General features: G+C 68.4%; 28 protein-coding genes. 10 read left to right on the forward strand and 18 right to left on the reverse strand.

Annotated features, from left to right (window positions below):
• Positions 1 to 11: 11 nt before the first annotated feature.
• Genes IEY55_RS11985 through IEY55_RS12005 form a run of 5 tightly spaced genes read right to left on the reverse strand, consistent with a single transcriptional unit; the run spans position 12 to position 3,684 of the window.
• Positions 12 to 776, reverse strand: a complete 765-nt coding sequence (locus tag IEY55_RS11985) for an ESX secretion-associated protein EspG (RefSeq protein ID WP_189057047.1) — start codon at positions 774 to 776, stop codon at positions 12 to 14.
• 17 nt (positions 777 to 793) lie between these two features.
• Positions 794 to 1,354, reverse strand: a complete 561-nt coding sequence (locus tag IEY55_RS11990) for a hypothetical protein (RefSeq protein ID WP_189057049.1) — start codon at positions 1,352 to 1,354, stop codon at positions 794 to 796.
• Positions 1,354 to 1,758 carry a hypothetical protein gene (locus IEY55_RS11995; RefSeq protein WP_189057051.1) on the reverse strand — a complete coding sequence of 135 codons (405 nt, stop codon included), beginning with the start codon at positions 1,756 to 1,758 and terminating at the stop codon, positions 1,354 to 1,356. Before IEY55_RS11995 ends, IEY55_RS11990 begins: the two co-directional genes overlap by 1 nt.
• Positions 1,759 to 1,779: 21 nt before the next feature.
• Positions 1,780 to 3,120, reverse strand: coding sequence for a hypothetical protein (locus IEY55_RS32790; protein WP_189057052.1), 1,341 nt, complete (start codon positions 3,118 to 3,120; stop codon positions 1,780 to 1,782).
• Between the two features lie 48 nt (positions 3,121 to 3,168).
• On the reverse strand, positions 3,169 to 3,684 hold the full coding sequence (locus tag IEY55_RS12005) for a hypothetical protein (protein WP_189057054.1): 516 nt from the start codon (positions 3,682 to 3,684) through the stop codon (positions 3,169 to 3,171).
• A gap of 330 nt (positions 3,685 to 4,014) precedes the next feature.
• On the opposite strand from IEY55_RS12005, the gene IEY55_RS12010 reads away from it, so the two are divergent.
• On the forward strand, positions 4,015 to 4,836 hold the full coding sequence (locus IEY55_RS12010) for an AfsR/SARP family transcriptional regulator (RefSeq protein ID WP_229686284.1): 822 nt from the start codon (positions 4,015 to 4,017) through the stop codon (positions 4,834 to 4,836).
• 222 nt (positions 4,837 to 5,058) lie between these two features.
• Here the strand turns inward: IEY55_RS12010 and IEY55_RS12015 are convergent, their stop codons facing one another.
• The 5 genes from IEY55_RS12015 to IEY55_RS12035 all read right to left on the reverse strand — a co-directional run bounded on the left by IEY55_RS12015 (position 5,059) and on the right by IEY55_RS12035 (position 10,289).
• Complete coding sequence (locus IEY55_RS12015) at positions 5,059 to 5,892, reverse strand: NAD(P)H-binding protein (RefSeq protein ID WP_189057056.1); 834 nt, start codon at positions 5,890 to 5,892, stop codon at positions 5,059 to 5,061.
• A 269-nt stretch (positions 5,893 to 6,161) separates the two neighbouring features.
• Positions 6,162 to 7,001: a helix-turn-helix domain-containing protein gene (locus IEY55_RS12020; protein ID WP_189057058.1), complete on the reverse strand. Its 840-nt coding sequence runs from the start codon at positions 6,999 to 7,001 to the stop codon at positions 6,162 to 6,164.
• 77 nt (positions 7,002 to 7,078) lie between these two features.
• Positions 7,079 to 8,170, reverse strand: a complete 1,092-nt coding sequence (locus IEY55_RS12025) for an acyl-CoA dehydrogenase family protein (RefSeq protein ID WP_229686285.1) — start codon at positions 8,168 to 8,170, stop codon at positions 7,079 to 7,081.
• A 41-nt stretch (positions 8,171 to 8,211) separates the two neighbouring features.
• Positions 8,212 to 8,652, reverse strand: a complete 441-nt coding sequence (locus IEY55_RS12030) for a lipocalin-like domain-containing protein (protein WP_229686286.1) — start codon at positions 8,650 to 8,652, stop codon at positions 8,212 to 8,214.
• 83 nt (positions 8,653 to 8,735) lie between these two features.
• The gene (locus IEY55_RS12035) at positions 8,736 to 10,289 is read right to left on the reverse strand and encodes an FAD-dependent monooxygenase (RefSeq protein WP_229686287.1); all 1,554 of its coding nucleotides are present in this window, start codon (positions 10,287 to 10,289) and stop codon (positions 8,736 to 8,738) included.
• 193 nt (positions 10,290 to 10,482) lie between these two features.
• On the opposite strand from IEY55_RS12035, the gene IEY55_RS12040 reads away from it, so the two are divergent.
• The 7 genes from IEY55_RS12040 (at position 10,483) to IEY55_RS12070 (ending at position 15,796) form a co-directional block, all read left to right on the forward strand.
• Positions 10,483 to 11,202 (forward strand): O-methyltransferase, encoded by a 720-nt coding sequence (locus IEY55_RS12040; RefSeq protein ID WP_189057066.1) that lies wholly within the window; start codon positions 10,483 to 10,485, stop codon positions 11,200 to 11,202.
• Positions 11,203 to 11,256: 54 nt separating this feature from the next.
• Positions 11,257 to 11,589, forward strand: coding sequence for a hypothetical protein (locus IEY55_RS12045; RefSeq protein WP_189057068.1), 333 nt, complete (start codon positions 11,257 to 11,259; stop codon positions 11,587 to 11,589).
• Between the two features lie 64 nt (positions 11,590 to 11,653).
• Positions 11,654 to 12,148, forward strand: coding sequence for an aromatase/cyclase (locus IEY55_RS12050; RefSeq protein ID WP_189057070.1), 495 nt, complete (start codon positions 11,654 to 11,656; stop codon positions 12,146 to 12,148).
• Positions 12,145 to 12,894: a cyclase family protein gene (locus tag IEY55_RS12055; protein WP_189057072.1), complete on the forward strand. Its 750-nt coding sequence runs from the start codon at positions 12,145 to 12,147 to the stop codon at positions 12,892 to 12,894. The genes IEY55_RS12050 and IEY55_RS12055 overlap by 4 nt, the downstream gene beginning before the upstream one ends.
• A 134-nt stretch (positions 12,895 to 13,028) precedes the next feature.
• A complete protein-coding gene (locus IEY55_RS12060; protein WP_189057074.1) occupies positions 13,029 to 14,300 on the forward strand; it encodes a beta-ketoacyl-[acyl-carrier-protein] synthase family protein in 1,272 nt (423 codons plus the stop codon).
• Complete coding sequence (locus IEY55_RS12065) at positions 14,297 to 15,517, forward strand: ketosynthase chain-length factor (protein ID WP_189057076.1); 1,221 nt, start codon at positions 14,297 to 14,299, stop codon at positions 15,515 to 15,517. Before IEY55_RS12060 ends, IEY55_RS12065 begins: the two co-directional genes overlap by 4 nt.
• 27 nt (positions 15,518 to 15,544) lie before the next feature.
• Positions 15,545 to 15,796, forward strand: a complete 252-nt coding sequence (locus tag IEY55_RS12070; RefSeq protein WP_189057078.1) for an acyl carrier protein — start codon at positions 15,545 to 15,547, stop codon at positions 15,794 to 15,796.
• A gap of 203 nt (positions 15,797 to 15,999) precedes the next feature.
• On the opposite strand, the gene IEY55_RS12075 is transcribed toward IEY55_RS12070, so the two are convergent.
• The 5 genes from IEY55_RS12075 to IEY55_RS12095 form a co-directional block, all read right to left on the reverse strand.
• Positions 16,000 to 17,283 (reverse strand): geranylgeranyl reductase family protein, encoded by a 1,284-nt coding sequence (locus tag IEY55_RS12075; RefSeq protein ID WP_189057080.1) that lies wholly within the window; start codon positions 17,281 to 17,283, stop codon positions 16,000 to 16,002.
• 136 nt (positions 17,284 to 17,419) lie between these two features.
• Positions 17,420 to 18,106 carry a demethylmenaquinone methyltransferase gene (locus IEY55_RS12080; RefSeq protein ID WP_189057081.1) on the reverse strand — a complete coding sequence of 229 codons (687 nt, stop codon included), beginning with the start codon at positions 18,104 to 18,106 and terminating at the stop codon, positions 17,420 to 17,422.
• A gap of 123 nt (positions 18,107 to 18,229) precedes the next feature.
• Positions 18,230 to 18,490: a thioredoxin family protein gene (locus IEY55_RS12085; protein WP_189057082.1), complete on the reverse strand. Its 261-nt coding sequence runs from the start codon at positions 18,488 to 18,490 to the stop codon at positions 18,230 to 18,232.
• A gap of 157 nt (positions 18,491 to 18,647) precedes the next feature.
• On the reverse strand, positions 18,648 to 19,760 hold the full coding sequence (locus IEY55_RS12090; RefSeq protein ID WP_189057083.1) for a glycosyltransferase: 1,113 nt from the start codon (positions 19,758 to 19,760) through the stop codon (positions 18,648 to 18,650).
• Positions 19,761 to 19,764: 4 nt separating this feature from the next.
• The gene (locus IEY55_RS12095; protein ID WP_189057084.1) at positions 19,765 to 20,880 is read right to left on the reverse strand and encodes a glycosyltransferase family 4 protein; all 1,116 of its coding nucleotides are present in this window, start codon (positions 20,878 to 20,880) and stop codon (positions 19,765 to 19,767) included.
• 155 nt (positions 20,881 to 21,035) lie between these two features.
• Here IEY55_RS12095 and IEY55_RS12100 point away from each other — a divergent pair, with 155 nt between their 5' ends.
• On the forward strand, positions 21,036 to 21,857 hold the full coding sequence (locus IEY55_RS12100) for an inositol monophosphatase family protein (RefSeq protein ID WP_189057085.1): 822 nt from the start codon (positions 21,036 to 21,038) through the stop codon (positions 21,855 to 21,857).
• 28 nt (positions 21,858 to 21,885) lie between these two features.
• Complete coding sequence (locus IEY55_RS12105) at positions 21,886 to 22,197, forward strand: DUF4286 family protein (protein WP_189057087.1); 312 nt, start codon at positions 21,886 to 21,888, stop codon at positions 22,195 to 22,197.
• Positions 22,198 to 22,273: 76 nt separating this feature from the next.
• Here IEY55_RS12105 and IEY55_RS12110 read toward each other — a convergent pair whose 3' ends face one another.
• From IEY55_RS12110 to IEY55_RS12120, 3 genes are read right to left on the reverse strand one after another with little or no spacing between them, the layout of a single operon-like run.
• Entirely contained in the window at positions 22,274 to 23,215 is a 942-nt protein-coding gene (locus IEY55_RS12110) for a LysR family transcriptional regulator (RefSeq protein ID WP_229686288.1), read from the reverse strand.
• Between the two features lie 58 nt (positions 23,216 to 23,273).
• A complete protein-coding gene (locus IEY55_RS12115; protein WP_189057091.1) occupies positions 23,274 to 24,812 on the reverse strand; it encodes an MFS transporter in 1,539 nt (512 codons plus the stop codon).
• Complete coding sequence (locus tag IEY55_RS12120) at positions 24,809 to 25,513, reverse strand: O-methyltransferase (protein WP_229686289.1); 705 nt, start codon at positions 25,511 to 25,513, stop codon at positions 24,809 to 24,811. Before IEY55_RS12120 ends, IEY55_RS12115 begins: the two co-directional genes overlap by 4 nt.
• Positions 25,514 to 25,529 lie beyond the last annotated feature (16 nt).

Consider the following 25,529-nt stretch of genomic DNA (forward strand, 5'->3'; position numbering starts at 1 on the left):
CGCTGGCCAGGTCAAGAGAAACCGCTGGCGAGCAGGCCGGCGAGCCGGGACAGCATGCCCCGGCTGTCGGCCGGCGCCAGCGTGAGCCAGCCTCCTTGCTGGGTGATGGCGTATCGGCCGGTATCGGTGTCGATGAACGTCAGCGGGCTGTCGGCCGTGAGCCAGCGGTCGCGTCGCGGTCCCGGCCGCAGCGCACTCGCCTGCCCGATGGCGTGGGCCGTCGAGTAGAGCTGTAGGAACCTGTCGGCCTGCCTTGGATCCGCGCCGGATTCCGCCAACATGCGCACCGCCTCGGTACGCATGCCCGACTCGTGCCACGCCTTGCCCGCGTGTTCCAACGCCGTTCCGGGAACCCGTAGCGACTGCGTCCAGCCCGGCCCGTAGGCCGGGAGAAGCTCCAAGGCGGACGCTGCCATGTGCGTGGTCCGGGTCCAGGCCAGGTCGATCTCGTCGCCCCGCAGCACGACCCGGAGCGCCCGACCGCCCGCGGCGAAACAGCCGATACGGGTCTGGCCCTCCTGGTCGCTGTAGAACAGCGTCAGCTCGACGTCGAAGTTGGCCATGGTCCGCAACGCCGTGTCCAGCTCGGTGTCGAGACGCATTTCGTCGCCGAGGCCCTGACCCTGCAGCCACTCGTACGCGCGCTGCTTGAAGATCGACCTTTCGCGGTCGTCCCGGCCGTGCTGGAACACCACCAGCGGGAACGGCATGACCCCAAGGTCCAGACGTTCCCACAGTACCTCGTAGACGAGCGTGGGGATTCGCGGAAGCGTCATGTCAGTCACTACGGAGGTCACGGCACCCTCGCCGCGACCTTCTCCCCGATGCTCTTCGCCGTCTGGCAGCCGTTTACACCTTCCGACGAGCTATCGGTAACGTTGATCATCCAGTGACCTCCGGCCCCCTCGAACAGGGCGACGCACTCACCGGAGCTCATCGCCACGTCGGACTGCCCAACAAATGCCTTCTTCCCAGCAAACTCAGTTGTGCTGGGGTTCTTGAGTCCTCGCTCAGACAAAGGGCGTTTGGGAAAGAACGACAGGCTCGCCACCAGGCGCCTCGTGATGTCGCCATCAATCTTGATATGGTAGCTGCACTCAGGAAAGGGCTTTTCCTTGAGTTCCGGGGGCCGTGCCTCCTCACCCTTGTAGGGAAAGTCGGCGGCCGTCATGAACCTGCAGGCGTCAGCTGCCGTGATCGGCTTGGTGTCGGCCGATGTCCTGGTGGCCTTTCCATGCCGTGTATCCGTGTCAGTGGGTGCCGGCTTTGCCTCACCGCCGCTGCCGTTCGAGCAGGCAGCCAGAGCAACCAGCGCCGCAACCGACGCGACGATCTTCGGGAGTCGATGGCTCATCAGGTGTGGATGCTCCGGTTCCTCGCGGCGCTGTCCTCGTCGGCAGCCTCCCAGCTCCTGGCCATGGCTACCACGTTCTCTCGGAAGCGGACCAGGGTCTGGTGGTACTGCTTCCAGAACCACACCGCCCCTCCAGGTTCCTCGGAGGATCGCTGCACGAACTTGGCCTTCATCGCTTGTCCCGCTCTGGTCCGACCGAAGTCGATTCGCTGGGCCGCCATGTAGAACTGCGTCGACTTGTTGATCTCCTCCTGCGCGAGCTGGATCATCTCATCCAGCTGGGACTTCACCCAGCCGGCGTTCACGTCATCGATCCTGATGTCGCCGGAGACGACCGCATTGGCCAGGTTGCTGGCCAGTGCCGCGTGGGCGGCCGGGGACATGCCGTCGGGCTGCATGGGCATCGCTGATCTCCTCCCCTGCGATCAGTCGCGGTAGTTCGGTGGCAGCTCGCCGATCACCGGGGGCGCTACCAGGCGGTCGTCGTCGAAGAGGCCGCCGCCGTCGATCGGGACGCGGCTCTGGTGCTCCTTGTCCTCCTCGCCCCGGCCGGTACCGGCGCCGCCCATGCCTGCCGGTTGCATGATCGAGCCGGCGGGGCGGCCGGGGGCCGCGCCGCCACGTGCACCCGTCGCGCCCGGCCCCTGGCCCGTTCCCGGCTGACCGCCAGCGGTACTGCCGGGACCACCAAAGCCACCACCGGGGCCGCCCGGGCCACCGGGGCCACTGGGACCGCCGGGATTGAAGCCACGCACCGTGCCGGAGTTGGTGATGCCGCCGCCCGGGCCTCGGCCCGGTGGGAAGCCACCGCGTCCGGGTGCGCCTGGACCGATGCCGGGAGGCGTGCCCGGCGGCACCGTTCCATGGCCCCGCTGATGGCCGCCCTCGGTCGGTGGCTTGTTGCCGTGGTGACCGGGCTGCGGGCCGCCGCCATCCTGCGGCGGCACGTATCCCATCGGGTTCGCGACCGGCGGGGTTGCTACCGGCGTCCATGCGGAGGAACTCTGTGGCGGGGGCGTGCTTGGGGGCGGTGGGTTGGTCGGCGGCGGCGTCACCGCGTTCGGCTGGACTCCCGCGGGGGGCGGGATGACCGGACCGGTACCCGTGCCATGGGTCGTCGGGATTACTCCGCTGCGGCCGGTCGGCTCGTTACCACTGCTCTGCGGGTAGTTCGTGTTTCCACTGCTGTCCGTATCGAAGAGCGAGGGTGGCTCCGCGAAGATCGGTGTGCCCGCATCCGTTTGCTGGGCGGTGGCGTCCAGTTGGCGACCCAGCTCGATGGCTTCCTGGCGCTTGGCTTCCTTCTCCTGCTCGTAGCGGGCCTGGTCGAGCTTGACCAGCGCGAGCGTGACCGGGTCGAGGCCGGCGGGCGAGACGGTCTCCGGCCAGGCCGGGCCGTCGACGTCGAGTTCGCGCACCTTGTCCGCGGTAACCTTCGCGGTCGTGGCGAACGACTGGAACGGGTAGCTGATTTCCTTGGCCGTGCCGTGTTGTTCGTCGCCGTAGGTGCGGAGCTTGTCGCCCGCGTCCTTGGCCCGGTCGACGGAGGGCGCGTGCCAGCGGCCCGTCAACGCGGTCGCGAGCTGGCTCATCATGTCGGCCAGGTGTTGGGCGTTCTGGCCGCGTTTCTGGAAGTCGATCGCCAGCGACTGGCCCGAGGCGTCGGAGACACTGCCCAACAGGTCCTTGAGCTGCTCCAACGACATCGAGGCGTAGTTGTCGCCACCGTGGAAGTGACGGTCCGATCCCCCTTGCACCACGTGCACCAGATGCTCCTCCCCCGCAACATGGTGATCCTGAACAATGTTCGGATGTTAGCGATCAAACACCGTCCGTGATCCCACGTTGGTCAAACAGTGACCCGCCCCCCGCCCCCTCCGCCCAACTGGACCAACACACAACACTTTTACTCCGCGCAGGCCGCCAAGGGGGTGGGCTGGGAAGCGTCGGGACCCGCGCTCCCGCAGTGGTTCGAGAATCAACGTGCGCGGCTCCTCCAGGCCAGTTTCGTTCGGGTGGCCGGAGTCCAGCACCACCGAAGGGACCTCCTCCGCCGCCACGTCGGGCGATTCCTCGAGGACGTCGGCGGCGGCATCCGGGCCGGCCATCTCCAGCAGCCGGATCATCTGCTCGGCGATGCCCAGGAAGTGCTCCCGCTCGGTGAGGTCCTCCATTGCCAGCTCTCCCTCGGTGACGAGGAATTGGACCGCGATCGGGCCGAGCACGGGATCGGAACGCAGCCGGCGCAGCAGCGCGGTGCTGTCGGCGCGGTTCCCGACCAGTACGTCGCGTGTGGCACCCTCGCAACCCGTGGATGTCGCGGCCCTCATGGAGACGTCGCGAGCCGAGGCGCCACAGCATGCCGGGCCCCGATGTCCGATAAGGGCCACCAACAACGAATTATTCGGTTTATGCCACGCTCCCCCACGAGCCCACCATGAAAGAATTAGTGAATTTAGCCTGAACGGGCGATGATCAAGTATTTGAACCGACCTAGGCTGCGCTTACCGCCAGTGCCGAGCGCTCCCGGAGCGAATATGACCGGTAGCCGCGCGATCTGCCCCTTACCCGCGCACCGCCGCACTGGGCGCCGGTCGCCGGTCCCTTCGGCACGCTGACGGCCGGCAGGAGACCACCGAACCTCGAGACCGGGAATCGCCGTGAAGGAAACGCTGCATATAAAGATATTGGGACCACTGTCGCTCCGCCTCGGAAGTAGCGAGGCCACGCCGAGCGCCAAGAAGGAACGAAGGATCCTGTCCCTGTTGTTGCTCAATTACTCGAGGGTGGTGCCGGTGTCCCTGATGATCGACGAGCTGTGGGGCGCCGCACCGCCGAAACGCGCGCTGGCCACCGTTCAGACCTACATCCTCAACATCCGCAAGAGCCTCGTACGCGCGCTGCGAGCGGATTCGAAGACGGTCTACCGGGACCTGCTGGTGACGAGGAGCGGGGGATACCTCTTCAACTGCGCGTCCGTTGTGTTCGATCTCCAGGAGTACCGAAAACTGGAGAGCGCGGGGCGAAAGGCACTGGATGCCGGGGACGACCGCGCCGCCGTACGGTCCCTCCGGCGGGCGGACAACCTGTGGGACGGTCCGCCGCTGGCCGGGGTCGAGCTCGGCCTGCCGCTGGAGGTCGAAGTCACCCGGCTGAACCAGTCCAGGCTGACCGCCATGGAACTTCGTATCGCGGCCGAGCTCCGGCTGGGTCGGCACGCCGACATCCTGAGCGAGCTGGCAGCGCTCGCGCTGCAGCATCCGTTTCACGAGAACATCCATGCGTATCTCATGGTGGCCCTCTACCGGTCGGGACGCCGCACCTGCGCGCTCGAGGTCTTCCAGCGGCTCCGGTCCAAGATGACCGCGGAACTCGGTCTGGAACCCTCCGCAAAGCTGCGGCAACTCCAGGAGGCGATCCTGAACTCGATGGAGATCGACAACGAGGAGCTTTCGTCACCACGCCTGTGTTCGAGTCGCTGACAGCGAACGCTACGCCGCCGGGTAGTTCGCTGGGTGGCGGTTTCCCATGCCACCCAGCGAACGCACGTGGTGTGCCTTCCGGGCCGGATATCCGGCCGCCGTGTTCGCCGGACTGTTCGGTGCGTCTCGCCAGGCCGCACTCCAGGTACCCGATGGAGCAGGGCCTGCCGCCCATCCCGTTCCGGGAGCCCGCCCGCGTCGGTGAGGCGCCGGCCGGGCGGCTTACCGGAAATCGTCCGCGTGGTCGCGTGCCCACTCGTCGAAGGTGCGCGCCGGCCGCCCGGTCACCAACTCGACCGTGTTGATCACGGGCATCGGCACCCCATCGTTCTCGGCCAGGTACCTGATCAGCTGGTCAACCAGGCCACCTCCCCACCTGGCCAGGGTCTCCCGGTACTCGGCCGGGGTCAGCTCCACGAACTCCACCGGGCGCCCGATCGCCGCGCTGATCGCCTCGACCTGCTGCCGCTGGGTCACTGACTCCGGCCCGGTCATCAGATAGGCACGCCCCACATGGCCATCCTCGGTCAGCGCGCGCACCGCGACCGCGGCAATGTCGGCCTCGTGGATGGCGTCGTTGTACGCCTCCGGATACGCCGCCCGGACGACTCCTTCGGTACGAATGGAGTACGCCCACTGCAACGTGTTCGTCGCGAAGGTGGCCGGGCGGAGGAAGGTCCACGACAGCTCGGAGTCGAGCAGCGCCTGTTCGGCTGCCTTGTGCATGACCGCCAGCGGGTTGGCCCCCGGGTTGGCCCCGGTGACCGGGCTGGCGGACAGCAGCACGACGTGCTCGACATCCGCCTTCTGGGCCGCCTCGACGAAGTTGTCGATCCCCGCCGGATCGGCGTAGAGGAAGACCTTGGAGACCCCGGCCAGGGCTGGGATGAGGGAGTCCGCGCGGGTGAGGTCGGCCCCCACCACCTCGACCGAGTCCGGGGCCGTGACGGCGGTCGGGTTCCGGCTGGCCAACCGCACCTTCTCGCCGACATCGAGCAGTTGCTGAACCACGGCGCGCGCAACGTGGCCACGCCCTCCGGTTACCAGGATCGTCACGACAACTCCTTGCTGAACCTCTGATACCAACGCAGAGACAGACGCCGTCTGTTCTGTTGCTTCACATCTTGGAAGACGGTCCCGGAGCGAGGAAGGGACGGACTATCCCCGGACTCGCAGGGCTAGGCTGGGAACAACGTCGCCGGCAGGGGTGCGCATATCGCGTTGTGTCGCGCAAGATGCTCATGGTCATGGCTGCCTTCCGGAAGCCGCCAACACGCGCGAAGCGTGCGGTGCCTCCGGGTGGTGGCACAAGGCCGCACGCAGGATCAGTTCCGCTGCGCCTGCAGCTTCTTCGGCTCGATGACCAATCTCTTCAACGACCTCATGGCGCGTGCGGTCGCTGACCCGGGCTCCGTGGTGTACATCATCAGGCGTTGGTCGACGCCCGGAATCTGGAGAGTCTCACAGTGCAGCTCCAGCGGACCGACGACCGGATGTACCGTACGTTTCACGCTGGTGCGTTGGACCTCGACATCGTGTGCGGTCCACATCTCGGTGAATTCCCGGCTCGCTGCAGACAGCTCGTCGACCAGCGCCCGAACCTCGGCCTCGTCGTGGTGCCGACCACCGGTTCGCAGATCGGCGACACACCTGCGTGCGTAATTGGAGCCGTCGGCCGTCCGCAGCCAAGACCTGCGGTGCAGGAAGATCCACCGAAGGGTGTTGCGTTCGTGCTCCGGCATTGACTCGAGGTCCGTCATCAGCGCAGCGGCCATGCTGTTCCACGCGAGTATGTCGTACTTGCCGTCCATAACGACGGCGGGCACGTCGTCGAGCCGGTCGAGCATGCTCTGCACACTCCTGGACACCCGCCGTTCACGGGCGGGAGCGGGCGCAACACCGCCGAGGCAGAGTAGGTAGTTCCGCTCGTCCGTGGACATCCGCAGGGCACGGGCCAACGCCATCAGCACCTGCCGGGACGGGTTGGCTCCCCGCGCCTGCTCCATCCGCATGTAGTAGTCGGTGGAGATGCCGGCGAGCTGGGCGACCTCCTCGCGACGCAGTCCGGGGGTTCTCCGTCGTCCCCCAACTTGTAGCCCGATCTCCCCAGGTTCAAGCCGGGAGCGCCTGCTGCGCAGGAAATGTGCAAGCTCCGCCTTGTCCACCCCGCAAGGATGCCTCGCCCCGACAGTCGTGGCCAAACCGCAGAACCCGTGCCGAGCAACAGAGCTTCGTGCTGACATCAGTCCCCCCAACGCCACACGGAGCGGGCAAAGAGCTGACTGCTGCACTCAATGTCGAGCACCGCATGGGACGTAGCAGTGTGAACGTCGCGCCAGGCCCGCTGTACCGGACCCTGCTCGGTTTGGGCTCGCATACCGCCCGACCGAAACACGCGCTCAACGGCGGCGACAACGTGCTCGGCGGCAGCCGTTGCGTCCCTGACATTGCGGGCCACGAGCAGGTCGTCCAGTGCACCGGAGTCGGCGGTTGCCGTGGCGCGTTCCAGCAGGAGCTGGGCGGCGTCGAGATCGGAGGTGGAGCGGGTGAGTGCCAGCTGGCTCGACGTCCGGGTAGCGGCTGGTCCAGCCGAGGTCCTTGCTCTACCTGTCATCTCTGTCCACGCCGCCACACCCATCCTGGCTGCCCCCAGTGTGGGAGCGGCGAACAAGGGTGGATGGGCGCCGAGGAGTGGGATCCGGTAGCAGGGAGCTGCCACCGCGTCATCCACGCCCCGGAGCAACGTGCGCTGCGGGAAGCACCGGTGGTCCGGCACGAAGACATCATCGAGCAGCAAGGTGTTACTGCCCGTGCCCCGCATTCCGACTGTGTGCCAGGTGTCCTGGATCGAAAAATCGTCGCTGGGCACGGCAAAGAACCAGTTCTCCCGGTCGCCCGGGAAGTCCGGCGTGGCACACAGAAGCGCCCAGTGAGCGAAGTCCACGCCGCTGAGGTAGCGCCACTGGCCCGACAGCCGCCAGCCACCGTGACCTCGGACGGGAACACTCCCGTTCGGGACCAGGGCAGCGGCGATCGGAACATCAGGACTGTCCGCCCAGATCTCGTGACGTCCCTCGGCGGGCAGGAAACCCGCCATCCGGCTGGAGGTGGCGAAGATCATCCCGCACCAGGCGGCAGACGCGCAGGCCGTACCCACCTCGATCAGTGCCCGCGCCAGCACGGTGAACGTTCCTGCCGTGCCGCAATACTCCGTCGGCACGAAGTGTCTGGCAAAGCCGGCCCCGACCAGGGCTTGCGCCACGTCGGGATGCAGGACGCGGTCGCGGTCGGCATCTCCCGCGTATCGGGCCGCGATCTCGGCGGTGCTGCCCACCTCTGCCAAGAGTCGCGCACCGGCAGACGTGTTGGTTGTCATCACGAGCCTTTCTTGTCCTGTCTTGACGGACGAGATCGCCGAGGACGCTCCGGAGTTCGACCTCGCTGCCAGTTCAGGACGCGACGCTGGGGCCTACCCGCGATGACGGCGGTGCCATAGAGGGTGAGGTGTTCGCCATTCAGCTCCACGTCGCGGACCTGCTCCACGTCCACCCAGTCCGGGTTCGGGGTGACCGACACCAGGTGGACGACCCGGCCGCCCTCGATCCGCCAGCAGCCGGCGTACCCCATGTACCGGGGTGCGGAGGTTCCGTCGGCCGAACCCTCGGTCCGCATCATGCTCACAGCCAGATAACCGTCGCCGGTGTAGATCAGCAGTCCTCGCGGTCGCGGGCCGAGGGGCCCCTCCCGCACGCCGCCGTCCTCGTCGAGGTCCTGGAACGACACCAGGTGCCAGACACCGACGAGATCGTTCGTCAAGAGAACGTCGTGGGTTCGGGCCACACCGTCGCACCCACACCCACCACTGGGCGGGACCGGACGACGTTCCGGCGCCTTCCCGTTCACTCCGGCCGCCCGAACCAGGTACGCAACGCCAGCATGAGATCGTCCTGCTCGAGGGCGGCACCGGCCAGCAGGACCCATGCCACACAGCCGTCCGGACGTAGCAGGAGCGCATCGGCCTCCTTCTGCTCGCTCTTGCAGGTCAGTATTCGGACCCGTCGGGACCAGCGGTCCACAACCGTCCGCAGCTCCGTGCGGTTCGCGAAGTCGAGGAGCAGGCCGCGAGGGTCCGGTGGCAGGTTGGCGAGGGTGCGCACGCAGCCGAGCTGACCGGTCTCCTCCACCGGAAACACACGGATGTTCGGGTAGAGCGTGCCCGCGAGCGGGTGGCTGTCGCCGAGGTCGTAGCGTGTGTCGAGGCCGCCCAGCCGGTCAGCGACGAACCCCTTCACCGCGTCGATATCCAGCAGCTTTTCGAAGAGTTTCCGTAGCGCCGTGCTCTGCGGATCCGGCCGCATCAGCGCGGCTTGTGCCCTGGCGTTGCGCAGCAGCTCAACACCTACCGGGTGTCGTTCGGCGTGATAGCTGTCCAGCAATCCCGCTGGCGCCCAGCCCTGGAGCTCGGCCGCGAGCTTCCACCCGAGGTTCGCGGCGTCGGTGAGGCCAACGTTGAGCCCCTGCCCACCGAATGGTGCGTGGCAGTGCGCCGCGTCTCCTGCCAGCAGGACTCGTCCTCGTCGGTAGTTCGTCGCTTGGTAGGCGTGGTCGGTGAACCGTCCCCCCGAACGCATCGCCGCGATTTCCACCTCGATGCCGCTGACCCGGTGGATGCTCCGCTCGAGCTCGCGCTCGTCCAGGGGAGGCCACGAGGGATCGGGTGGCCCGTCGAACTCCACCGTCGCGACCCGGTCGACGCCGAGCCCGTAGACGATGAGCCCGTCGGGCGTGTAGTGGAAACCGTGTGGAACGGGGGAAGCGCCTGCGAATTCGACCACACCTTGCCGTCCGGTGAGGGTCGGTGGGGTGCCGGTGAGCTCGAAGCCGGCCAGCGACCGCACGGCGCTGCTGGCACCGTCGCATCCCACCACATATCGCGCCAGCACCCGGCTGGTCCCGGACGGCGTCCTGGCCAGGACCCGGATCGCTTCGTGCTCATGGTCGACCTCCACCACCTCGTGCGACCGCCGTAGCTGGACGCCGAGCTGACCCGCACGACGCAACAGGATGTCGACCAATGCCGGTTGCTCGACCCGTACCCTGCGGCGGTCAGCATCACCGGCCTGTGTGCCGTCCAATTTCTCCAAGCCGGCAAAGTGTTCCTTGGGAAGCCCGTCCTCCGGAGCACGACCGGCGGCCAGTGCCATCTCCCGGTATCCCTGTAGCGTCCTGCGTTCCGCCTCCAGCACCACACCGAGGAGCCCACGGCGGGCAAGGGCTTCGAACCCGAGCGGCCCGATCGACCCGGCCTTGGTCATGCGTTCCGGCTCGGGTGAGCGTTCAAGAACCAGCACGGAGACACCGCCCAGTCGAAGCTCGCACGCCAGCATGAGGCCCACCGGCCCGGCCCCCGCGACAACGACGTCAAACCTGTCGCAGCTTTCGTCAGGCACCATGAGGTCCAACACTCCTTCGTCGCCGTCAGCCCACAATCCACCCGATGCACTCAAGGACCGATCAAGCCTGACCAAGGTTTTCCTCCGGTTGCGCACCGAGGAAACCACCGAAGGTCCTTGTTGTTCCTTGAGCAACCCTTGAGAAGCGCGAAACAACGTTGACTCCGCACCGCCGAAAAAGGACAACAGGAGAATGATGTCCACCTTGGACTCCGAACTCGTGTGCTCGGTGCTCGACCGAATCTTCGCCGCCGGGAAGGACGACGCACAGGTCATTCGGCAGCTCGCCCGGGAGCGCCCAGACGTTGGCCCGCACAAGGAACGGCGCACCTTGCACGACCTGCCCGCGCAGGAGCTGGCCGAGGTCCTCTCGGGGGTGCCCATCCCGGTACCGCGTGCGGCCGGCGAGCTGCTTTACGTGCTCGCGCGGGCGTGCGGGGCCCGGCGCGTCGTGGAGTACGGAACCTCGCACGGCGTCTCGACGATCTACCTCGCCGCGGCGGTCCGGGACAACGGCGGTGGTCAGGTGATCGGCACGGAGCTGCAGCCCAACAAGGTGCCGATCGCCGAGGCCAACCTGGTGGAGGCACGGCTCGACGACCTCGTGGAGATTCGGACCGGGGATGCCAGGGACACTTTGCGGGAGCTGCCCGGGCCGGTCGACCTCCTGCTCGTCGACGGCTTCGCCAGTCTCTACTTGGAGGTGCTGCGGCTGGTCGAGCCGTTTCTCGCGCCCGGCGCGCTCGTCGTGGCAGATGGCATGCCCGAAGGGCCGAAGATCCTGCGCGAGTACCTGGACCACGTGCGGAACCCGGCCAACGGTTACCTGAGCGTGAGCCTGCCGATAGGTGACGGGATCGAGCTCTCACTGCGTACCAGGAATTTCTCGTGCACGTCCCGGGATCGGACGTGAGACAATTGACGGAAGCGCTCTCGGAAGAGTCGCCGACACTTATGGGATTGCTGAATGATCGCGCATACTCTCATCTATCAGTTCGACCAGTCTGTCTCGGATGTCGAGCAGGAGCGGTTCTTCGCAGGGCTGCGTGATCTCGTACTTGATTCTGGATATGTCGAGGGTTTTGATCGCAAGGACCATCTTTGGTTGCCGGTGGACGAGCACTCGAAAGGGATGACCGGAACCACCATCGCGCGGTACACGTGTCCGGATCTGGAGTCCCTGCGGAAGTTCTCCGAGCTTCCACAGGTACACGAGTTCATCCGGGGTTGGCGATCGCGAATCCAGTACCGGGCGGCGTACGCCAACCACGAGGAACTTTCGCCGCGCGCAACGTCTTGACTCCCGTGCCTCCCACCCCCGCACGACCAACGAGTACTTCCCCGACCGCAGAGAAGGAGCCAACGTGCGCCACACCGAGCACACCGTGACGATCGATGCGCCGGCGGAGATCGTCTGGGACGTTCTCGTCGACGTCGAGGGCTATGCGCGGATCTTCCCGCCCACACAGGAAGTGACGATCCTCGAGGAGACCGGCGAGTACCAGATCGCCAGGCTGGTCGTCGACGTCAACGGGCAGATCCAGTCGTGGGTCTCACGTCGCGACATCGACGTCGAGCGGAAGGTGATCGCCTACCGCCAGCTCGAGACCGCGCCCCTCATGGGCCACATGGGCGGCGAATGGCGCGCCCTGCCACTCGGAGACGATCGAACCCAGCTCGTCCTGACTCACGACTTCTGCCCGCGCACCCCAGTCGACGGCAAGGTCGCGGGGAAGTTCACCTACGAGGAGGCGGACGAGCTACTCCGGGCGGCGGTCGAACGCAACAGCGTGGCGGACCTCGCCGCCGTCAAGGCCGCGGCGGAACGTCAGGCCGTCGGCGCGGGCCGGGTGTCATGACACGTTTCGTCGACCTCAGCGTCCGGATCCAGCCCACGCCCAGCGAGGCCACGCCCGTCACGATCCATCCGCTGAGTCACCGTGATGGCGCCCGCGTCCTCGGACTGGAGCCCGCGGACTTTCCGGACGAAATGGCGATCTCGAACGAGACGGTCACACTGACGACGCACACCGGCACCCACATGGATGCGCCACTGCACTACGGGCCATTCAGCGCAGGACTTCCGGCGAAGAGTATTGACGAAGTCCCACTTGAGTGGTGCTACGGCGACGGCGTGGTCCTGGACGTCCGCAAGGTGCCGCCTGGGGAGAGTATCGAGGTCGAGCATCTCCTCGAGGCTGCTGCCGCCGCGCGTCACGAGCCCACCGCCGGGGACATCGTCCTGCTCTGGACCGGCGCCGACGCACTGTGGGGCAGCCCCGACTACCTCACCTCCTACTCCGGGCTCAGTGGTGCGGCCACCGCGTTTCTCGTCGAGCGCGGGGTACGGGTGATCGGCATCGACGCCTGGGGTCTGGATCGCCCCATGGCACGCATGATCGAGGATTACCGGCGAACCGGGGACCGCAGCCATCTCTGGCCGGCACACGTGTATGGCCGTCGCCGGGAGTACCTGCAGCTGGAGAAGCTGACCAATCTGGCCGCGCTGCCCGCATCCACCGGCTTTCGGGTCGCCTGTTTCCCCATCCCGGTTCACGGAGCAGGCGCCGGGTGGGCTCGGGTCGTGGCCATCGTCGACACCTGATCGTCCGGACCCGGTTGGGTCAGCGGCGAAACACTGTTCGCATCCGATGGGCTCGACCGCGTTTTCCCGGAGCACTCCGTGCGGTCAGGTGTCGTTGCCGGTGCGGGAGGACGGCGACGGGGAGGGAGGGGCTGATGGCACGTCGGGTTGTCATCACCGGAATCGGGGTGCGCACCCCGGGCGGGAATGATGTCAAGGAGTTCTGGGGTCTGTTGACCTCGGGTCGCACCGCGACACGGCGAATGTCCCTGTGCGATCCCGGCGAGTTCCGTTCGCAGGTAGCCGCGGAGTGTGACTTCGACCCGCGTCGGGAGGGGCTCACTCCCCGTGAGATCCGCCGGATGGATCGCGCGACGCAGCTCGCGGTCGCCAGCACCCGTGATGCGTTACGCGACGGCGGGTTGGACACGGCGCAGACAGACCCGCACCGAGTCGGTGTGGCCCTGGGTAGCGCGGTAGCCGCAGCGACCAGCCTGGAGAACGAGTACCTCGTCCTGTCGGACTCGGGCCGGCAGTGGATGGTCGACCACGACTACCTGTCGCCACACATGTTCGACTACCTCACGCCCGGTGTCGCCGCGGCTGAGGTGGCCTGGGTAGCCGGCGCCGAGGGTCCGGTGTCACTGGTATCCGACGGTTGCACCTCCGGGCTGGACGCGGTGGGGCACGGTTTCCGCCTCATTCGTGAAGGCAGCGTCGACGTCGCGATCGCGGGTGCAACGGATGCTCCCATCACCCCGATCGTCGTCGCGTGTTTCGACGCGATCAAGGCCACGACTCCCCGCAACGACGACCCTGAGCACGCGTCACGGCCATTCGACCGGACCCGCGACGGGTTCGTGCTCGCCGAGGGATCCGCGATCTTGGTGCTCGAGGACCTCGAGCACGCGCAGCGGCGCGGCGCCCGGCCCTACGCGGAGATCACCGGCTATGCCACTCGGCTGAATGCGTACCACATGACCGGCCTCAAGACGGACGGAGTGGAGATGGCGGAGGCGATCCGCGTCGCACTGGACGAGTCCAGGCTCAATGCCGAGGACGTCGACTACGTCAACGCCCACGGTTCCGGAACCAAGCAGAACGACCGGCACGAGACAGCGGCGTTCAAGCGGAGTCTCGGACAGCACGCTCGACAGATTCCGGTCAGTTCGATCAAGTCGATGGTCGGTCACTCCCTCGGTGCGATCGGCTCCATCGAGATTGCAGCCTGTGCCTTGGCGATCGAGCACGGGGTGGTGCCGCCCACGGCCAACTTGCACGAGCCCGACCCCGAGTGCGACCTCGACTACGTCCCGCTGACGGCACGCGAGATGGCTGTTGATGCGGTGTTGAGCGTAGGTAGCGGTTTCGGTGGGTTCCAGAGCGCGATGGTCCTCCGGCGGCCAGGCATCGGGGTGGCGCTGTGACCGCCGTGGTGGTGACCGGCATCGGAGTGATCGCCCCCAACGGCCGGAACGCGAGTGAGTTCTGGTCCGCGACCCTGTCCGGACGCACCGGAATCGGACCGCTGACCCGCTTCGACGCGACGAGCCATCCAGCCGTGTTGGCCGGGCAGATCGATGGTTTCGACCCTGTCGAGCAGATTCCGCGCAAGCTGTTACCCCAGACCGATGTCTCAACGCAGTTCGCACTGGCCGCGGCAGCCGAGGCACTCGCTGATGCCAATGTTGATCCAGCACGGTTCTCCCGTTACGGGACCGGCGTCGTCACCTCCAACGCGACCGGCGGTTTCGCCTTCACTCACAGGGAGTTTCAGAAACTGTGGACCCAGGGCCCGGGGGCGGTGAGCGTCTACGAGTCCTTCGCGTGGTTCTACGCCGTCAACACCGGCCAGATCTCCATCAGGCATGGCCTGCGTGGCCCGGGCTGCGTGCTGGTGAGCGAGCAGGCCGGCGGTCTCGACGCGATCGGCAATGCTCGCCGGGCCATCCGGCTCGGAACCCCCGTCATGGTCACCGGTGGGGTGGACTCGTCCTTCGATCCGTGGGGCTGGGCCTCGCACGTCTCCAGTGGCCGTCTGAGTCGAGGAAGGGATCCGGAACGTGCCTACCTGCCCTTCGACGTCGATGCGAACGGCTATGTACCCGGCGAGGGCGGTGCGCTTCTCGTGCTCGAGGAAGCCAGCTCCGCCCGGGCCCGAAGCGCCCGGCTCTATGGTGAGATCGCCGGCTACGCCGCAACCTTCGATCCCCGCCCCGGTTCGTCCGAACGGCCGCCGGGCCTACGGCGTGCCGCTGAGCTCGCTGTCGCCGATGCGGGTCTGCGGCCCACCGACATCGACGTCGTGTTCGCCGACGGGTCGGGCGTTCGGAATTTGGACGCCGTCGAGGCGGCGGCTCTCGCGGACCTGTTCGGGCCGGGACGGGTACCAGTCAGCGCGCCCAAGGCGTTGACCGGTCGGCTTTACGCGGGCGGTGGCCCGCTGGACGTCACAACCGCCTTGCTCGCGATCAGGGATGGGGTCATTCCTGCCACCGCGCACACGAGCGCCGTGCCCGCCAGCTACGGGCTTGACCTCGTGCTGCGCGAACCACGCCGGGCCGAACTCCGGTCAGCACTCGTGCTCGCGCGGGGGAAAGGCGGGTTCAACTCCGCCGTCGTGGTTCGTTGCACCGATGGTTAGTTCCGCAGGACAGGAAAGGGAAAGACCATGCAGAAACTCAGCTTGGACGACCTGTTCGACATGTTGAAGAGCTGTGGTGGGGATGTGGCGGGGTTGGCGACCACGCCCGAGGTCATGGAGATGCCCTTCGATGCGCTCGGGTGTGACTCACTTGCTCTGCTCGAAACCGCCGCTCTCATCAGGCGCGAACTGGGTGTCGTCATCCCGGACGACCAGGTGGTGGAGATGAGCACCCCCCGCGCACTGATCGACTTCGTCAACGGCTCACTGGTGGACTGAACCGCGGTACGAGCGCCCTCGCCATATCGCCGCCCGCTTCACCGAGATACCCCTCCTCACTAACAGTAGTGTCGCGCTGGTGGTACGTAATCAACTGATCGCGACTCTGGCTGTTCTGGAGGGGGACAGGCGCCATGTCGACGTGGCGACCATCCGCCTTGCGGCGGTTTCAGCGTGTTGCCACGGTTCCCGACGACATCGGATCAGACGCTGGGGGCGAGGCGGGTGGCGGTGGTGATGACACGGTCGATGGTGTCGCCGTCCCTGGTGTCGTAGAGGTTGGCGAGCAGCTTGAGGACAACCTTCATGAGCGGGGTGATCTGCAGGCCGTAGCGGGTGGCGGCGCGCATCACCAACGGCTGCCCGATGAGCCGGCTGAACAGGTTGCCGAGCCGGTAGTAGCCGCCGAAGCGCTGCCGCAGCGCGGTCGGATATCCCTCCAGGGCACGCTCGCGCGAAGATCCTTCGGCGCGCGCGAGGGCGTGCACCACCGACTCCGCGGCCACCCGCGCCGACTCCATGGCGTAGGCGATTCCCTCGCCATTGAAGGGGTTCACCATGCCGCCGGCGTCCCCGACGAGCAACAAACCGTTGCGGTAGTGGGGAGTCCGGTTGAAGCCCATCGGCAGCGCGGCCCCGCCAACCTTGCCGGTGGCGTTCTCCTCGCGCAGGCCCCACTCCTCCGGCGTGCCGTCGAGCCAGGAGCGGAGCAGTGCGCGGTAGTCCGTCTTGCCGTACGCCTTGGAGGTCGAGAGGATGCCGAGCCCGACATTCGCGGTGCCGTCGCCCATGCCGAAGACCCACCCGTAGCCGGGCAGCAGCCGCGGCTCGCCGGGAACGGAACGGTCCCACAGCTCCAGGTGCGACTCGAGGTAGTCGTCGTGGCTGCGAGGGCTGGTGTAGTAGCGACGCACCGCGACACCCATCGGCCGGTCGTCGCGCTTCTCCAGACCGACGGAGAGTGCGAGGCGGGCCGAGACCCCGTCACAGCCCAGAATCAGGGGTGCACGGTAGGTGACCGGCCTGCGTTCCGGGCCGATCTTGGCGGTCACCCCGACGATCCGGCCGGTGCGCTCGTCGGTGATCGCGCCGATGACGTTGGTGTCCTCCAGCAGGCGGGCACCGGCCCGCTGCGCGTTGCGCGCGAGCAACTCGTCGAAGTCCTGGCGCGGGCGCACGACGCCGTAGGGCGGAAAGCTGGCCAGCTCGGGCCAGGGCAGCTCGAGCCGGACCCCGCCACCCACGATGCGCAGGCCGCGGTTGTGCAGCCAGCCCGCCTTCTCGCTGGTGTCGATGCCGAGGTCGATCAGCTGCTTGACGCCGCGCGGGGTGAGGCCGTCGCCGCAGACCTTCTCCCGGGGGAAGACGCTCTTCTCCAGCAGGAGCACGTCCACGCCGGCGCGTGCGAGGTAGGTCGCCGCCGTGGCCCCGGCCGGGCCCGCACCGACCACGATCACTTCGGCGTCCTCGCCAGGCCCCCTGCGCATCGCGCCCTCCTTGTGAACGCCTTCACGAAGTCGTGCTGCGGAGTTTAGTCATCCTCATGTCCGGCGACGACGGGCCCGAACCGACCGACCCGGAGCACCTGGTCCCGGGCCGGGGCCGGGTTTACGTCACCGCAGGTCAGGGCTTGACGCCACGGTGTAGCGCGACCACCCCGCCGGTCAGGTTGCGCCAGGCGACGTCGTCCCAGCCCGCCGCGTGGATCCGCTCGCCCAGCTCGCGCTGGTCGGGCCAGGCGCGGATCGACTCGGCGAGGTAGACGTAGGCGTCCGGGTTCGACGAGACCTTGCGGGCGACCAGCGGCAACGCCCGCATCAGGTAGTTCATGTAGATCCGGCGGAACGGGCCCCACACCGGGGTGGAGAACTCGCACACGACGAGCCGGCCGCCGCTGCGGGTCACCCGGGCCAGCTCGCGGAGGGCGGCGTCGGGGTCGACGATGTTGCGCAGGCCGAACGAGATCGTCACCGCGTCGAAGGTCTGGTCGGCGAAGGGCAGGTGCAGCCCGTCGGCCGCGACCAGCGGCACGCCCCGGTCGCGGCCCTGCTCCAGCATGCAGAGGGAGAAGTCGGCGGCCACGCACCAGGCGCCCGAGCTGGCCAGCTCGGCGGTGGACACCGCGGTGCCGGCGGCCAGGTCGAGCACGCGCTCGCCGGGCTGCAGGTCCAGGGCGCGGGCGGTGCGGGTCCGCCAGCGGCGGTCCTGGCCGAAGGAGAGCACCGTGTTGGTCAGGTCATAACGCCGCGCGACGCCGTCGAACATCGCGGCGACCTCGTTCGGCTTCTTCTGCAAGTCCGCCCTGGCCATTCCCGCAGCGTACGACGGCCACCCGGGGCATCGCGCATGCGCCCGTCCGGACTCCGGGTCGCCCATCGGGTATTGGCGGGGACCCGGCCGCGGGTTCTGACGAGCCCGCGGCCGGGGGTTCGGCTACCTCGGCTGGCCGATGCCGGCGGCGATCAGGCCGTCGCGGGTCGGCGCGCCCCGCTGGCAGCAGACGGCCAGGGTGCCGTCGACCACGACGGACGGAACGGTCGTGACCCCGTACGCGGCCGCCTTGTCCGTTCCTTCCCGGCGCAGGTCGTGAATGGTGACCTCACAGTCGGAACAGGCCAGCTCCTGGACGAGGCGAACCGTCGGTTCGCAGACCGGGCAGCCGGCGACGAAGACCTCAACGTGGCGCCTTGCCATGGTCATCACCTCCGACCGCGACGCTAGAACTTCCAGTGGACTGGAAAATCAAGTCGCGCAGCCCGGGGTTCTCCGGGGTGCGGGGCCGGGGCACGCCCCGGTCCGGGACCCGGTCGGGCCCGGGCAGCTCCGGCCGGCTCCGATGACCCGGTGCGACTCAGTCGGCGACGCGGAGGGCGTGCAGCATCCCGTCCACGCTCGAGTGCCAGGGGTAACGCTCGGCGCGGGCGCGAGCCGCCGCCCGGCGGCTCGGCTCGGGCACGGCCAGCAGGTTCGTGACGGCTCCGGCGAACGCCGGAGCGTGGTCGGGCACGGCGGCGCCGCATCCGGGCCGGACGATCTCCCGCAGCGCCGACGACGCCGAGACCACCACGGGCGTGCCGGAGGCCAGCGCCTCCAGCGCGGCCAGGCCGAACGTCTCGTGCGGTCCAGGAGCGAGGGAGACGTCGGCGGTCGCCAGCAGCCGGGCGACCGAGCGCCGTGCCCCGACGAACCCGAGGAAGGTGACGGGCAGCCCCGCGGCTCGTCGCTCCAAGGCGGCGCGGCGTGGGCCGTCGCCGGCGATCACCAGCCGCACCCGGTGACCGCACTCGTACAGCTCGGCGAGCGCGTCCACGCTGCGCTCCACCTGCTTCTCCGGCGAGAGACGTCCACAGTGGACCAGCAGGGCATCGGAACCGCGAGCCAGCTCGGCCCGTAGCGAGGCGTCCCGCCTTCCCGGGTGGAACTCGACGAGATCAACGCCTAGCGGCACGCGCAGCACGTTCCGCGCGCCGATGCGATTGAACTCCTGCCGGGCGAATCCCGTTGTGCAGACGACAGTGTCGTAGTTGGCCGCCATACGGGTGTTCGCCCAGTCTGCCATCCGGCGCGCGGCCTTGCCCGGCAACAGGAACTGTTCCAGCAGCCGGTCGAGGCGCTCGTGGGAGATCACCACGCTCGGCACGCCGTGTCGTGCCGCCCATCGGCCCATTCCCCGGAGCGTGAGCCGGTCCGACACCTCGAGCCGGTCGGGTCGGAGCTCGCTGAGCAGTCTCTGCACCCGCCAGGGATCGACGGCGCGATAGCCGCCGGTCCCGGGAATCCGCGGCGCCGGCAACGTGATGCGGCGGACGCCCGTCGGCATCATCTCGTCGCCGGCGCGCCCGCCGGGGACGACGAGGACGACTTCGTTCCCATATGCCACGTACCCGGCGCCGAGGTGGTGGAGCGCGGTGCGGAGCCCGCCGGAGCGGGGCCCGTAGAAGTTGGCGAGCTGGACGATCCGCATCGGCTCACGCCGCCGCCCGCTGCGCCGATCCCGCGATGACCTCGGCGTAGTGCCTCATCAGCTCGGCACACACCGCCGGCCAGGTGCGGTTGAGGACCGACCGGCGCGCGGCCATGCCGAGGCGGGTACGAAGCTCGGCGTCACGCAGGGCACGCACGGTGTTCCGGAGCGCGTCCTCGTCACCGGGCGGGAACAGGAATCCGGTGTGTCCTGGGCGAACAAGGTCCCGTGGCCCGCCGGCATCCGGTGCGACCACCGGGAGACCGGACGAGAGCGCCTCCTGCACCGTCTGGCAGAACGTCTCGTGCGGCCCGGTGTGCACGAAGACGTCCAGGCTCGCGTACGCGGTCGCCAGCTCGTCGCCACCACGGAAGCCCAGGAAGGCCGCGTTGGGAAGCAGCCGGCGTAGCTGGTTGGTGTCCGGGCCGTCGCCGACCACAACAAGCCGCGTCCCGGGTTCGTGGGCGAGCGCAGCCAGCTTGTGCACCTGCTTTTCCGGTGCCAGCCGGCCGACGTAGCCGACGAGTAGCTCGCCGTTGGGCGCCAGTTCGGATCGCAGCGCCGCGCTACGTCGGTCCGGGTGGAAACGGACGGTGTCGACGCCCCGGCCCCACCGGTGGACCCGCGGCACTCCGTGTGCCCGCAGGGCGTCCGCGGCCCACGTCGATGGGGCGAGCGTGCGGTCGGCCAGCGAGTGCAGGCGGCGCGTCCAGCGCCAGGCCGCTCGTGCGGTGAGCCCGAGGCCGTAACTGCTCGCGAAACCGGCGACATCGGTCTGGTACACGGCCACGGCGGGCACACCGAGCTTGCGCGCGACGCTCACGCCACGCGCGCCCACCACGAACGGCGAGGCCAGGTGGACCACGTCGGGCCGGAAACCGGCCATCGCGGTCAAGACCTTCCGGGTCGGCACGCCGATCGGCAGCGAGTCCACCACCGGCAGGTCGAGCGCGGGCACCCGCGCGACCGGGAAGCCCTCGTGCTCGTCCGGGCCGGCCCCGGGCGCGACGACGAGCGCGTGGTGGCCGGCGCGCCGCAGGTGCTCCAGCACCCGCAGCACCGAGTTGGTGACCCCGTTGACCTGGGGCAGGAAGCTCTCCGTCACGATTGCGACGCGCACGGCATCACGGTGACGTGGCGGAGCGACGGGGGCGTGACGTGGCGGGGAACGCTGGGCCAACTCCGCTCCTGGCACGCAGCCGGAAAGGCAAGTGCGAGCGGTCGTTCACCTCGGTGTCGCGCCGCCGACACCCATCGCGGGGACAGTTGAGCGGCATGACCGCCCTGTCGTACCGCGCGGCTCCGCCCGTCGACCCCGGTCTCGTCTCCCGCGCCCTGGAGGTGGCGGGCCGGCTGGCGAACGACGCCGCCGACGTGATCGCCGCCACTGCGGGCCGTGGCGCCCGACCCGGGGTGAAGGAGTCCCCGTTCGACTGGGTGACCGACACCGATCGGACCCTGGAGCGGCACACGCGCCGCGTATTGGCCAACGAGTTCGACATCCCGATCGTCGGTGAGGAGTTCGAACCCGACGACCGCGCGCTGACGAGCGAGTTCCGCTGGGTCGTCGACCCGGTGGACGGTACCGCCAACTACGTGGCCGGTTTGCCCTGGTGTGTCTACAGCCTGGGACTGGTCGACGCGCACGGGCCCGTTGTCGGCGTGATCGCGGATCCGTACCACGCGCAGATCTACGCCGCCGCGCGCGGGCGTGGGATGCGCGCGAACGGCATGCCGGTGCGACTGCCCGAGCGGTGCGACCTGCGGGGCGGCATCGTGTGCACCGAGTTGACCGACGGACGCCCGTGGCCGGGCATGGTGGAGTTCATTCAGGGCGTGGCCAGCGGAAGCTGTGGCATGCGTGTGCTCGGCTCCAGTGCGCTGTCGATCACGCAGGTTGCGCTGGGGCACGCGGTGGCCGCGGTTCTCGACAGCTACCACGAATGGGATGTGGCAGCGGCACTGGCGTTGGCTATCGAGGCGGGCGCTGTTGTGTTGAACCGCAGTGGAGAACCTGACCCGCTCCCCAAGGATGGGCTCCTCGTGGCCGCCGCGGATGCCGCGCACGAGGTGTTCTCCTGGTGGACGGGTTCCTAACCCGCGAAGTTCTCCCTACGCTCGCCTCGTGATTGTTTACTCCGTGCGTGCCACGTTCGACGACGACAGCATGCGCGATGCCTTTCTTTCCTGGCTGTGCTCGGGTCATGCTGCCGCCGTCGTCGAGGCTGGCGCACTTGACGCCGAGGTCCTCGTGCACGAGGACGGTTCGACCGAGGCGCGTTACCACTTCGCGGACCGCGCGGCGTTCGACGCCTACCTCGCCGGCCCGGCCGAACGCCTACGCGCCGAGACCACCGAGAAGTTCCGTCTCGGCGAAAACGTCCGCTTGACCCGGGAGATCTCCGAAGTCGCGTATCGGCTGGACGACCGGCGCTGATCAGACGCGCCGGAGGACACTGCAGCTTAAGCAGTCACTTCCTACCGCCCAGATCGCGCTTCAGGGAGGCCGTTGGCTACGCGGAGTGTGCGTTTGGTGTCGCTGCTGTCTCTGCTCGATGAGTCGTCCCCTCTTGGAACATCTCCCGCACGCATCTTCGCAACCACGCGTGCACCGAATCCCCATCATGGCGGGGATGCCAGGCCAGGCAGATGTCGATCGGTTCGATCTCCAGTGGGAGTTCGAACACGTGGAGATCGAGCACTTCGGCTGCGTGCACGGCCAGCGTTTCCGGCACCGCGGCCACCAGGTCACTGGTTAGCAACATCAACAGCGCCGAGGAGTAGTTGGGCAGTGAAGCCACTACCGCGCGACGCTGGCCGTGTTTGGCCAGTTGCTCGTCCACCGGGCCGGTGAGGCGGCCACGACGAGAGACGCTGAGGTGCCTGGCGCCGGCAAACCGCGTCAAGGTGACACGTCGGGTAGCAAAGGGGTGATCCGCCCTCACAACCCCGACGTGCCGGTCCTGGAAGAGGGACTCGATCCGGAGTTCCGGTGACGCCTCGTCGATCACGCCGATCTCGATGTCCGCGACGCCGCTGCGCAGTGGGGCGGCTTCCCGGTGCCCCTCCGCGAGGAACCGCACGGTGACGTGCGGTGCCTCGCGTTCGAGCCGGCCCACGATCCGCGGTGCCATCACGGCGGCGTAACCGTCGTCCGCGACCACCGCGAAGCTGCGCTCGACCCGTGCCAGGTCCGGATCCCCCTGTGGGGACAACAACAGCCGGGCCTCCTGGACGAGGGCGTGAACCCGCGTCCGTAGCGCCACCGCACGGGGCGTCGGTACCAGCTGACGGCCCGCGCGGACGAGCACCGGATCGCCGAGCGCGCGGCGGATGCGTACGAGCGTGCGGCTCATGGCCGGCGGTGACAGGTGGAGTCGCTCGGCAGCCCCGGTAACGCTTTCCTCCTGCAGCAACGCGTCCAGGGCGACGAGCAGGCGGAGGTCGGCCGTCACCGACGCGACCCCCGCCTCGCCCGGGAGAGAGGCTCCGGCCGATGCTCGCACCTGCTCGCTACTTGGCCGGTGCATCGCGTCGCTCCGCCTTCGGGTACCAGATGGCGACAAGGACGGTCGCGAGCAGCAGGATCAGGGCAACGACCCGCAGCGCGACGCTCATGGCGTCGGTGAAGGCCAACCGCACGGCCTGGCTCAACGACTCGACGTCAACGCCGGAGTCCCGGATGACGGCGAGCGCCGAGCCCACCGCCCGCCGGGCAACGTCACCAGCTTCTCCGGGCATGTCGCGAACCCGTGACGGGAGCCCGGTGGCGAAGTGGCCGTTCAGGATCGTCCCGAAGATCGCGAACCCGAGCGCGCCACCGATCTCCCGGCTGAAGCTGTTGATCCCGGAACCCACACCCTGCTGGTGCGGCGGCAGCGAGCTGATGATCGCCGTCGACAGCGGAGGGTTCGACAGCGCCGAGCCGAGCCCGACGACCACGATGCACGCCGCATAGAGCGGGTAGACGGTTTCCGGTCCACACAACGAGAACAGCAGGAGCCCGGTCACCACCACGAGCAACCCGACGGTCACCACGCTCCGCCCGCCGAACCGGTTCGCCAGCTTGACGGCACGTGGGGACACCAGGAACAACACCACAGCCAGCGGCGCCGTGCCGAGACCGGCCAGCACCGCCGCGTAACCCTTGACGTTCATCAGGTACTGACCGTTGAGGTAGAAGACCGAGTACATGGCGATGAACGACACGATGATGCCGAGCGTTCCGGCGCGCAGCCCGGCGTAGCGGAACGCCCTCGGGTCGATCAGGGGGTGCTGCTGCCGCAGCTCGAAGAGGACGAACGCGGTCAGCACCACGAGGGCCACGGCGAACCCGGTGAGCACCGGCCCCGAGGTCCATCCCAGCTCCTGGCCCTGGATGATGCCGAACAGCAGGGCGAACACACCAACCACGAGGATCGCGACGCCGCCGAGGTCGATCCGGTGGTCATGGCGTTCCACGGTAGGTGCCGTGGCCGCGATGAGGGCCAGACCCAGTAGGGCGATGGGTGCTGCTACGGCGAAAAGTGCCTGCCAGTCGAAGAACTGCAACACCAATCCGCCCAGCACGTTGCCGGCCACCCCGCCGATGCCGCTCATGGCGGTCCACACGGCAACGGCGTGGCCGCGCTGTTCGGCCGGGTAGTTCGCCACCATGAGCGGGAGGCTGCACGGCAGGATGAACGCGGCTCCGGCCCCGGTCAACGCGCGGGCGGCCAGCAGGAGCGGCACGCTGGGCGCCACGGCGGAGGCAACCGAGCCCGCGGCGAGCACCGCCAGGCCGGTGATCATGATTCCCTTGCGCCCGAACCGGTCGCCGATCGCGCCGGCCGGGATCAGCAGGCAGCCGAAGACGACCAGGTAGGTGTCGACGATCCACAGCACCTCGGTGGCCGAGGGCTGGAGCGCGCTGGTCGCCAGCCGACCGACCGCGAGGTTGACGCTGGCACCGAGGCCGAAGACCAGTGCCACGCACAGGCAAATGGCGGCGGTGGCGGCGCGCCGCGGCGCGGCCACTGCCGGCCGCGCCGCGTCCGCCCGACCGACGGTCACACCGCCTCCCGGCCGGCACCGGTGTAGGTGGACAGCTCCAGGCCCTGGCCGTCGGTGATCTCCACCGACACGTAGCCGTTGGCCGGATCGCGGACGTAGTCCAGGTAGGACTTGGCCCCCGCGGCGAACTTGCCGGTGTCGTCGGCGTGGACGAGCGCGCCGGACCGCAGCTTCGGCTCCACGGCCTTCAGCACGGACAGGTAGAACTCGGCCCAGCCATCCAGGTACAGGAAGTCGACCGGACCGGGCACCTCGGCCAGCACCTGACTCGCCTCGCCGACCACGATCTCGACGTGGTCGGACAGCCCGGCCTCGGCGATGTTCTCCCGTGCGGCGGCCGCCTTGCCCTCGTGCATCTCCACGCTGGTCACCCGGCCACCGCCGTTGTCCCGCAGGGCGGCGGCGATGTGCAGCGTGGACAGGCCGTAGGAGGTGCCGAACTCGACTACCCGCTCCGGCCGCATGGCCCGCACCGTGGTGTAGAGCATCCGGCAGATGGGCAGTGGTGCCGCGTAGTAGCCCGGGGCGCACGCCTCGACAAGTTCCCCGGGGGTCCACGGCGTGGTGCGGGCGCGCACGATCTTCAGCAGCTTCGGCTGTTCGACATCGTCGATCCGCTGCTGTTCACCGACGATGTATTCGACCATCTCGCCAACTTTCGGGTCGGCAAGACCGTGCAAGCCACTCAATTCCTTGGTCACATCCCGAACGTATGAC

It is taken from the genome of Longimycelium tulufanense, assembly GCF_014645795.1.
Taxonomy (GTDB): Bacteria; Actinomycetota; Actinomycetes; order Mycobacteriales; family Pseudonocardiaceae; genus Longimycelium; species Longimycelium tulufanense.